Source organism: Veillonella rodentium, assembly GCF_900187285.1.
In the GTDB taxonomy this organism is placed as follows: Bacteria; Bacillota; Negativicutes; order Veillonellales; family Veillonellaceae; genus Veillonella; species Veillonella rodentium.
On the sequence record NZ_LT906470.1, the window covers coordinates 1579863 to 1590651 of the forward strand.

At 44.3% G+C, this 10789-nt stretch carries 7 protein-coding genes; 1 reads left to right on the forward strand and 6 read right to left on the reverse strand.

Annotated features, from left to right (window positions below; genetic code table 11):
- Nucleotides 1-87 precede the first annotated feature (87 nt).
- The 4 genes from CKV62_RS07245 to recQ are packed head-to-tail and all read right to left on the reverse strand — an operon-like array spanning nt 88 to nt 5525.
- Complete coding sequence (locus CKV62_RS07245) at nt 88-2403, reverse strand: Tex family protein (protein WP_231968312.1); 2316 nt, start codon at nt 2401-2403, stop codon at nt 88-90.
- The gene (locus CKV62_RS07250) at nt 2400-2894 is read right to left on the reverse strand and encodes a dihydrofolate reductase (RefSeq protein ID WP_095066351.1); all 495 of its coding nucleotides are present in this window, start codon (nt 2892-2894) and stop codon (nt 2400-2402) included. The genes CKV62_RS07245 and CKV62_RS07250 overlap by 4 nt, the downstream gene beginning before the upstream one ends.
- A gap of 10 nt (nt 2895-2904) precedes the next feature.
- Nucleotides 2905-3696 (reverse strand): thymidylate synthase, encoded by a 792-nt coding sequence (locus tag CKV62_RS07255; protein WP_095066352.1) that lies wholly within the window; start codon nt 3694-3696, stop codon nt 2905-2907.
- Nucleotides 3693-5525, reverse strand: a complete 1833-nt coding sequence (recQ, locus tag CKV62_RS07260) for a DNA helicase RecQ (protein WP_095066353.1) — start codon at nt 5523-5525, stop codon at nt 3693-3695. Before recQ ends, CKV62_RS07255 begins: the two co-directional genes overlap by 4 nt.
- 322 nt (nt 5526-5847) lie before the next feature.
- Between recQ and putP the strand changes: the two genes are divergently transcribed.
- Nucleotides 5848-7335 carry a sodium/proline symporter PutP gene (gene putP, locus CKV62_RS07265; protein ID WP_095066354.1) on the forward strand — a complete coding sequence of 496 codons (1488 nt, stop codon included), beginning with the start codon at nt 5848-5850 and terminating at the stop codon, nt 7333-7335.
- Between the two features lie 334 nt (nt 7336-7669).
- Here putP and CKV62_RS07270 read toward each other — a convergent pair whose 3' ends face one another.
- Both CKV62_RS07270 and CKV62_RS07275 read right to left on the reverse strand, forming a co-directional pair.
- Nucleotides 7670-8698, reverse strand: coding sequence for a helix-turn-helix transcriptional regulator (locus CKV62_RS07270; RefSeq protein WP_095066355.1), 1029 nt, complete (start codon nt 8696-8698; stop codon nt 7670-7672).
- A 283-nt stretch (nt 8699-8981) separates the two neighbouring features.
- Nucleotides 8982-10595 carry a methyltransferase regulatory domain-containing protein gene (locus tag CKV62_RS07275; protein ID WP_095066356.1) on the reverse strand — a complete coding sequence of 538 codons (1614 nt, stop codon included), beginning with the start codon at nt 10593-10595 and terminating at the stop codon, nt 8982-8984.
- Nucleotides 10596-10789: the final 194 nt, after the last annotated feature.

Consider the following 10789-nt stretch of genomic DNA (forward strand, 5'->3'; position numbering starts at 1 on the left):
GAGTGCGGTTTTTGGTATAATGACTTTTAGTCAAGAATGGCTATCATTTAAAATCTATTAATGTAGATTAACTGGACTTCTATTAAATTATAAATTACAACGATCCCCATTATTACGAGAGCCATAATTGCGATTATTATTTTGACGTCCGCCATTATTACGGTTGTTATTTCGGTTATCATTATTTCGACGCTGACCATTGTTATTTCTATTACGGTTATTATCGTTATTCTTCGACTTTTCCGGTTGCAATGCTTTTACAGACAGACCGATGCGATTGCGTTTTGCATCAACAGAAATAATTTGCGCCTCGATGATATCACCTACGGCCAGTACATCCGATGGATGTTGGCGGCTGTTACACAGTTCACTACGATGCAGTAAACCGTTTGTTTTAAGTCCGAAATCTATGAAAGCACCGAAGTCCACAACATTGTGCACCGTACCTTTTACAACGGTGCCTACCTTAATATCTTCAAGGCTCACCACATGTTTACGGGTAAGCGGTACCGGCAAATCTTCACGCGGATCGCGCCCCGGTTTTGCGAGCGCGCCAAGTATATCTCGTACAGTCGGTACCCCTGCATCAAGTTTTTTCGCTAACCGCTCCGCATCAACCAACGGAAGTTTCACTTGCAATGCTTCCAGTTGTGATTTATCCTGAATATCTTTCAGCGTAAAGCCCAATTCACCGATAATACGTTCCGCCAAGTCGTAAGACTCTGGGTGAACAGATGTATTATCTAGCGGATTTTTACCGTGTTGTAAGCGGAGGAAACCCGCACATTGAGTAAATGCTGCAGGGCCTAAACGAGGTACCTTCAACAATTCCTTACGGCTTTTAAATACGCCGTTCTCCTGCCGGTATGCAACAATATTTTTAGCCACCGCACTAGAAATACCCGCAACATGCTGCAAAATCGCAGGTGATGCCGTATTGAGTTCGACCCCGACGTGGTTTACCACGGTTTCCACAACTTGATCCAATGTATGGGTCAGTTGCTTCTGATTTACATCATGTTGGTATTGACCGACGCCGATCGATTTCGGATCGATTTTAACGGACTCCGCCAACGGGTCTTGCACACGACGTGCAATAGATACGGCACCGCGAATGGTAACGTCTAAATCCGGTAGTTCATCGATTGCCAATTTCGATGCGGAATACACGGATGCCCCCGCTTCATTGGTGATGATATAGTGACAATCCAGTTTTTCCTCTTCAATCATGGTAGATGCAAATTGTTCCGTCTCATACGACGCCGTGCCGTTCCCGATAGACAAGAGCGTTACGTTGAACTTGCGAATCTTATCCGCTAAGACTTTTTGCGCTTCTTTACGAAGTTTTTCACTGTTCGTTAAGTAATAAGCACCATAGTCCAGCACATTACCCTGTTGGTCAATGATTGCCATCTTGCAACCCGTGCGGTATCCCGGATCAAGCCCCATGATAACATGTCCAGCCAATGGCGGTTGTAACAATAGATTTTTAAGATTCACGCCGAATATCTTGATAGCTTGTTCATCGGCACGCTCCGTCAATTCATTGCGTATATCCCGTTCCAATGCCGGGAAAATAAGACGTTTATAGGCATCCGCTATGGCAGCCCTCTTATATTCACTGAATATGGAGTTCGGATTTTTCTCAAGCTTTTGCACCATATAGGCTACATAGGTATCACCCGGTACGGTGAGCGCCAATTTCAAAGCACCTAATTTTTCACCGCGATTTACCGCCAGAATACGATGGGACGGCATTTGGCGTACAGGCTCGGCATAGTCCGCATACTGCAGAAATTGCTGCTGTACGTCCTCTTCACCGCTCAATTCAGCTTGAATAAAGCCTTCATTCCACATCTTTTTACGCAGATACGCACGAAATTCCGCACTGTCGCTGACGATTTCCGCTACGATATCCGATGCGCCTTGAAGGGCATCTTCCGCGGTCGGCACCTCTTCCGTAATATAATCTGCAGCAATTGCAAGTGGGTCCCCGCTCGTTTCCATATCATCGAGCATCATCATAGCCAACGGCTCAAGGCCACGTTCTCGTGCAATCATGGCGCGAGTCCGTTTCTTTGGACGATACGGCAGGTACAAATCCTCTAACTCTTGTAATTTCGTAGCCGACTCCAAGGCTTTCATCAATTCATCAGTCATCTTCTCTTGATCCGTAACGGATGTGATGATTTCCTGACGGCGTGTTTCAAGATTACGCAAATACTTTATGCGCTCCTCGATCGTGCGCAGCTGCTCATCCTGCAGCTCTCCCGTCACCTCTTTACGATACCGCGCGATAAACGGCACCGTATTTCCTTCATCCAACAACTCCACAGCCGCCTGTACCTGCTTCGGCTTAACATTTAATTCACTGCCGATGATGGCAAACATTCTTTCACTCATTTAGATGCCTTTCTACGATACGTTACAAAACGATGAGGATATTGATTTTTCTCATCTACGATGCCATCCGTAACGGATTCAACAAGGAAATCGTCCTTTGAAAATTCCGGGAAGAATGCATCCCCGTCAAAGTCGTGATCAACCTCGGTGATGTACATAATATCTACATATGGCAAAAACGCTTCATACACCTGGGCGCCGCCGATGATATAAGCCGCCTCAAGGGTCTTCGATTCCTCCACGACCACTTCGACACTATGGAATATACGGACGCCTTCCGGCGCATCGAAACCTTTATCGCGAGTAATGACCCAATGCTCCCGATTTGGCAATAAAAACGGTAAGCTTTCAAAGGTCTTACGTCCCATGATAATGACATGCCCCGTCGTTTTTCCCTTAAAAAATTTCAAATCATTCGGCAGATGCCAAATCAGTGAATTATCCTTGCCGATAACACGATTACGCGCTACGGCCACGATTAATGCTAACATAGTATTCCTCTTATACCGCCACAGTCATAGATAACTTACCTAAATGCTCATATCCTTCGAGTGAGATATCTTCCGGTGTGAAAGCATAGAAATCCTTCACTTCCGGATTGATGATAATCTTAGGTGCAGGTAATGCCTGTTCTCGACGAGCCAGCTGCTCACGCAACGCATCCACGTGGTTTTCGTAAACATGAGCATTATTGATAACATGAGTAAATTTTCCCGGTTTAAGTCCCGTCACCTGCGCAATCATACACACAAGCGCCGCATATTGTGCCGTATTGAAAGGGACACCAAGGCCCATATCACCGCTCCGTTGAATGAGCATACAGTTCAAATAACCACTTCCTACATCCCACAATGTTTCATACGCACAAGGCTGAAGCGCCATATCCGGCAGATCTTCGATATTCCAGAGCGTAACGATCATACGACGGCTGTCTGGATCCTCTTTAATCGTTTTAATGAGGTTATCCAGCTGCCTATATTTGGCGATTTGATACCCATACGCCTTTCCGATAGTGCCATCTTCGCGCATCCATTCGTCCCAAACGCGAACATTCATTTCCTGTAATTTACGTACATCATTGGACTGCATTTGCCAAATCCACAACAATTCTTTTACAGCCGTTTTGAAAGCGACGAATTTCGTCGTTAAAATCGGAAATTCCTCCTGCAAATCAAACTGCATAATCTGATGCGGTAATTTGTAAGTCGCCACGCCGGTACGATTCTGACCGTAAGTTCCATTATTCAAAATATTTTCAATAATACCGAGGTATTGTGTATCTGCTAAACTCATAAATCCCCCTTATATTCAGAAATAGCCTGCAAAAATGAAAGGCCGTATTTTTTTAGCTTCGCTTCCCCTACACCTTTTACATTGGCGAACTCACCCAATGTAGTCGGTCTTAAATTAGCTAAATCGATGAGCACCGTATCGGGAAAAATAAGATACGGTCTGAGATTCGCCTCTTCAGACAACCGTTTGCGATGCTGCCGTAAATGCTCAAAGAGACCACCCGCGGCACTTCGTGTACCCGCTCCCGTACGCGCAGAAACTTTGCTGCGGCGAGATGGCACGGATACATGTTGTCTGATTTCCTCCACCTCTTTACGCCCCTCCAAAACCTCTTCAGCACCGGCCGTCAATGACAGAACCGGATATTTTCCACCGGAACTGTGCAGATAACCGGATGCTACAAATTGCTGGATAAGGCCTTTTAGAGATTTTTCATCCACATCGCTGAGAGCGCCGAACACCGGCAGCGCATCATGACCGGCACGTGTAATCCGCTCCGTCCGTTCACCTCTGACAATGGCGACAATCATCGTCGCCCCGTAGCGTTCGTCCGTTCCCATGATAGCACGGAAAACGGCCTTCGCCTCTCGCGTCACGTTGACACGCTCATTATCCCCCTTACAGGAACTGCAGTTATCACAAGATGTCCAGACCGTGCTTTCACCAAAATAGTTAAGCATATATTTACGCAGACAGGAACTACAGAAACAATAATCGATCATGGCCTGCAACTTACGCATCTCTATCTCTTGCCGACTCGGGGACTCAATGGACTGCTCAATCAGATATTTATGCACCTGCACGTCTTGGCCGCTGTAGAGGAGAATGCATTCCGCCGGTGCGCCGTCACGGCCAGCACGACCCGCCTCTTGATAGTAGGACTCCATATTGCGCGGCATCTGATAATGCAATACATAGCGCACATTACTCTTATCGATACCCATGCCGAAAGCGTTAGTCGCCACCATAACCTGCAACGTATCATCTGCATACGCATTTTGCATTTTATGACGCATCTCATCGGACAAGCCGCCGTGATAATAGCCGGTCTTGATGCCGGCACGGGTCAAATTATCATAAACACGTTCCACATCCTTACGGGTGGAACAATAAATAATGCCGTTTTCATTCATGTGCTGACGCACATAATGCACCACATAGTCCATCCGCTTCGGAGTGCGAATAACAGAAAATGACAAGTTCGGCCTGTCAAATCCCGTTACATACACATTTGCATCCTGCAATCCCAACAACTGCTTAATATCATTTTCTACGGACTTTGTCGCCGTCGCCGTGAAAGCACCGATAACAGGTCGTTTCGGCAACGAACGCAACCATTCACCGATGAGTCGATATGACGGTCTGAAATCATGACCCCACTCGGAGATACAATGAGCCTCATCCACGATAACCTGTGCAATCGGTAACGCCCGTAAGACATTACAGAAAAAATTGGACCCCAATCGCTCCGGTGCGATATACAACAATTTAATCTTACCGCTACGCACCTCATACATGGTCTTATTGAACTCGGCCTGCGTCAGAGTACTGTTGATGAGAGCCGCCGGAATATTCTGCACCACCAGGCCGTCCACCTGGTCTTTCATAAGTGAAATAAGCGGTGAAAACACAATGGTCAGCCCCGATTTACAAAGGGCCGGTATCTGAAAGCAAATAGATTTCCCTGCACCTGTCGGCATGATACCGATGACGTCCTCATCGCGTAAGAGAGAGGCTACCGGTGCCTCCTGAGCCGGACGGAAAGAGGTATACCCGAAATATGTTTCCAACATACGCAATGCCTGTTGATTAGATGTCATTTCGCTCATCGGCCCCCTTTCACCGCTATTTACATTACATTGTTAGAACGAGAATAATTCAATATACCGTTATATTAAATCATCTCATTGTATTATTTTAGCATATTACAAGTAATTCTTTCAGCATATCCGGATAATTATCTTCCCTAAAATATTCTATCCAAATGCAAGGCAACCCGCCCGCATCGATTGAATACTTTCACAGTCATAGAAGCCAAAAACGTTGCGGCAATGTGCATTTTATCCACTGTAAAAGCCCATTATATGGTACAATAAGAATTACGTATTAATACTATAGAATACAAAACACCTAAGGAGGTCTTATATAGGCATGACACAGGACAATTTAATGATCATAATCGCCTTTGCCTTGTATTTAGGACTCATGATGTATATCGGGGTCTATTATTATCGCAAATCGAACAGCATCGGGGATTACATTCTCGGAGGACGTCAGTTAGGACCATGGATTACCGCCCTCAGCGCAGAGGCATCGGATATGAGCGGATGGATGCTCATGGGTGTGCCTGGATTGGCATATACGACGGGGATTTCCGGTGTATGGATTGCCGTAGGGCTCACCTTAGGAACCTGGGCGAACTGGAAATTCGTATCGAGACGGCTGCGCAATCACACCGAAGTGGCCAGCGACAGTTTAACCTTGCCGGATTATCTGAAGAACCGCTTTCACGATCAATCTCATTCGGTAGCGGTCATTTCCGCACTATTCATCCTGATTTTCTTCTTGATTTATACATCATCCGGCTTTGTTGCAGGCGGCAAGTTATTCAATACGATCTTCGGATTGGACTACACCACGTCTCTATTTATTACCGCAGGCATCGTCGTATTCTATACATTCCTCGGCGGATTTCTCGCCGTATCCTGGACGGACTGCATTCAGGGAGCATTGATGTTCTTCGCCATTCTCGCCGTGCCGATTACAGCGGCTATGTATCTTGGCGGTCCGATAGAAACATTCCAGCTCATCCAACACGAATTTCCTCAAGGATTGAGCCTGTTCGGAGATACAACGGATTTATTCGCTTGGGTAATCGGTCTGATTTCCGCTCTCGGTTGGGGCCTTGGATACTTTGGGCAACCTCACATCTTGGTTCGCTTCATGGCCATCTCCGACGCACGTGAACTTAAAAAATCTACGAACATCGCCATGGTATGGGTTATATTGTCCCTCTTGGCGGCGATTTCTGTAGGTCTCATCGGCCATGTATATCTGCTGCCTGATAAATTAGTCGGTACCGATGCGGAAACGATTTTCCTCATCATGACGGAACGCTTATTTACACCATTTATAGCAGGCCTCATCTGGTCCGCCGTTCTCGCTGCCATCATGAGTACCGCCTCTGCGCAACTCTTGGTAACCGCTTCGGCTATCGCTAACGACTTTTATGCCAACCTCATTCATCCGAAAGCATCGGATAAAGAGCTCGTTCTCGTAAGTCGTGCAATCGTACTCATCGTGGCACTCATCGCCATCTATATGGCGATGGATCCGAACAGCTACATCTTGACGATGGTAGCCTATGCATGGGCAGGCTTCGGAGCCGCCTTCGGTCCTGCCATTCTGTTCTCCTTATTCTGGAAGCGCATGACTCGTCACGGCTGTCTTGCAGGCATCATCGTAGGCGGTCTGACGGTTCTCATATGGAAACAATTTGAGCCCTTCGGTCTTTACGAAATCGTACCGGGTTTCATCTTCTCCTCCATCGCCATCTATGTGGTAAGCTTGATGGGAAAATTACCGCCGAGACCTGTTTTAAAGGATTACAAAGAAGCTGAAAAAATGCATGTCCTATAATTCAAAATAACAGATATATTTCGCCTATAAAATACGCTATATAACAAAAGAGATAGTTGATTCTCCGAATTGAATCTCCCTTATCAGATTATAAATCTGACATCGGAAATTCAGTTCATCATGAATCAACTATCTCTTTTTATTTTATACAGTTTTCTATAACCGAATCATCAGCATCATATAGCCGACAATCGGTGTCTACACAACACAACTTAACACAATACATATACATATACATATACATATACATATACATATACATATTCATATTCATTTATATATTCAGATACATATTCATGGTAATGCAAATGGTGCCGTTACAATGTATGTCATTCTACGAATATTGATTAAGCCCTTCCTGAATGGCCTGCTTTATCTCGATTACCAACGACTTTGGTGTAAGCACCTTCACACTTTGCATGTATTGAAGCGCCCAATACTTAAACGCCTCGCGATTAACCTGCACATGACATACAACCTTTGATTTCGTCACTTTCGTGAAATTAACATTCCCGTCAAACCAGTCCAAAATCTGATTGACAATGTCTCGCTTTGCCTGGAAGCTGACTGAAATCGATGCTCCACCGAACATATAAATGTGCTCTTTCATATATTGAGACACATTAAATACGCGTAAATGTTCGAATCCTTTAATTTGACGTAACAGTTTCCGATTCATAGGCAAAATCTTAACCTGACAGATACGATCCATACGCAATGTAGCCATGTCATCATGATTATCATGATTGCCAACAAGATAGTATTGACCGCGGTTCATAACCAGTTGAAAAGGATTGAACACATACTTTTTCGGCTTACCGTCCGAATCGAGATTTACATGTAATTTCTTATCCACATCAGGCTGGCAGTAAGATAATGAAATTTTTCTCCCTGTTTGTATCGCCGTTTCTATGAGGTCAATATTAAGGAAAAGCTCCTGTCGTTTAGGCAGATACCCTGTCGGACTTTCAATATTATTACCATGAGAAATAAAATGCGGACTGCCTAATTTCAATACGCGTTCAATCAGGTCCTTCCTCTGTGCCGCCGAAATATGACGCGATGCCAAAAGACCATCTACCAACAAACGCAATTCCGAATCCTCAAAAGGATGAATCATATAAAAATCGGTTCGTCTGACAGTACCGTCCGTCCCCATTGCAGACTCTTCACATTCGATACCGAAATCACCGGCTTCATAAAGATCATTTAGGTGACGGCCTAATGTTTTCCGATCCACAGATACTTCATACTTCGCGATCAGTTTATTGCGTATCTCCTCCTGAGACAACGTATGATTAGCATCTGTTTCACTTCGCAGGATTTCCAGTATATATACCAGAATAGCCTTTTTAGATGCCATAAAGACTCCTTTTACAAATATACAATTTATTGTATCATCCTCAACACGCGGATGATGTACACAAAAATACCCATACATAGTATACCATACGCTTCATGATTAATTCATCTATTTTTCATGAACTTTATCGATTGATTTATATTAATTTGTCATTCTTTAATACCTAAATGTAATAATGATTTAAGCCCCGGGCAATACAAAACCCGCTATAGCGATAATTAACAGTTCATGCAACTATCGCTACAGCGGGTTATTCCCTATAACTAAGTCCTTATACAATTTATCAGGAAATGGATTCAGGCTGCTTATTTCTAACGTAACCTAACTGTTCCATACGCTTTGTCAGTTCCGTATAAAAGGCCTCAGCCATGGCGGTCTGATTTTTCCCCGACTGCGCCTTATCCGCACTAAAGAGAGCATCCTTAATTTGACGAATTACGGTAGACCTGGACTTCGGGCGACTCAACAGTTCCATAAAGAGCAAGTCCTCCGAAGAAATGTCCCCGATGGCATCATTAAACAGATTCGCCCCATATACATACTCATGGCCGCCGTCCACAACGGCTTTCACAAATTGCGTAAAGCGTTCCGGTATGTATGAAAGTCCATCCATAAACTCCTGTTTCTGCGGGAAGGTTTTGTAGAACCGGATACCTCCGCGTACCATGTGCTCTACAATGGCCTTATACAATGCACATACTTCATCCTCCAATGTAGTATCATCATCGTGAACAGCATCATGTGCAGCTTTTAAAACGGCAAGCGCCTCGATCATAGTAAAGATTCCGCCGTCCTTTATGAGGGCCTGGAATGTATCGCGCACAATGTCATTATCAAACATCGCCAACGCCTCTTCATCAAAAAGGATCTGGAATGTAAATCCATTAACAATAGTCCGCACAGGTAAACTATTAACCTTCAACGGATTGGACACATCATAGTTAAGATTCTTAACTGCCTCAGCCTTACAGAGAATGGACTTACGGAATGTGGTATCCAAAATAAAATCCAGATACTGTTCCTGTGCCACATGATTTTTCGGCGCCAATTTCTCCAGCTGTTCCGCCATACTTTCATCATAAGTACGAACCATGGACAGCGTCAAATCAGCATCACATACATAGGCGAGATTATGACGTTCCAGGTGGTCATAGAATTGGTAAAAATAACACGGATCGTTATGCGGTTCCAAATGGTCATGACCAACATAATAGTCGTCCTTTTGCATAACGGACTTTAGAGCACCAAGAAACTTGATATTCCGCTCCGTTAAGTTTTCATAATTAAGGATTTGAGAACCCACAAAACTACCGATCGTTTTACCGTGCTTCACCTTCTTCTTATGAGTCAGCTGAGCCTGGTCGCGATTTGCAAACAACATCAACTGACGAACCTCGTCCATCGTATGCCATCCCGGATAAGCATTGTAAGATACATAAGCAAGACCGTTATCTGCTAAATGATCTTCGATAATCTCCAGAATCTTGTCCTTCATCTCGTCATCAACCCATGAATAGAGGCCATGCGCAATGATATAGTCAAAAGTACCCATAGATTTATCAAAATTCACGATATCCCCTTGAACCAATGACACATTATCAAGTCCTGCATCAGCTATGATCTTATTCCCCTTCTCCACCTGATCCTGTGAAAGCTCAACGCCTATAAAGGTCGCCTCAGGATTATGTAATGCTTGTGAAATAATATTTCCACCGTATGTAGCCCCCAGCTCCAATACGCGAGCAGTTTTTGCCGCAGGCACAGTAAGTCCAACCAAGGTGCCGTAAGCCTCTAAATAGGCCGGTGTCGTAAATGGAAACGGATATGATTTATACCCCAGTTCCTTATAGATTGTTTGTTGTGTATCGGTCTTCACCTTCGCTGTATTCTTTGACATACCGCACCTCTATCTAATCATCATTATCATCAAATGTATCATCATATATGATTCTTATAAATATCATTTCAATTTATAATCAATCTGTTCTCATTATACCAAATCGCTTGTGTAATACCTATGAGTAAAGATGGTAAATATCCATAAAAAAGAGGCACCCTCGAAAGGGTGCCTCATATAGGTTACGTCGTTAA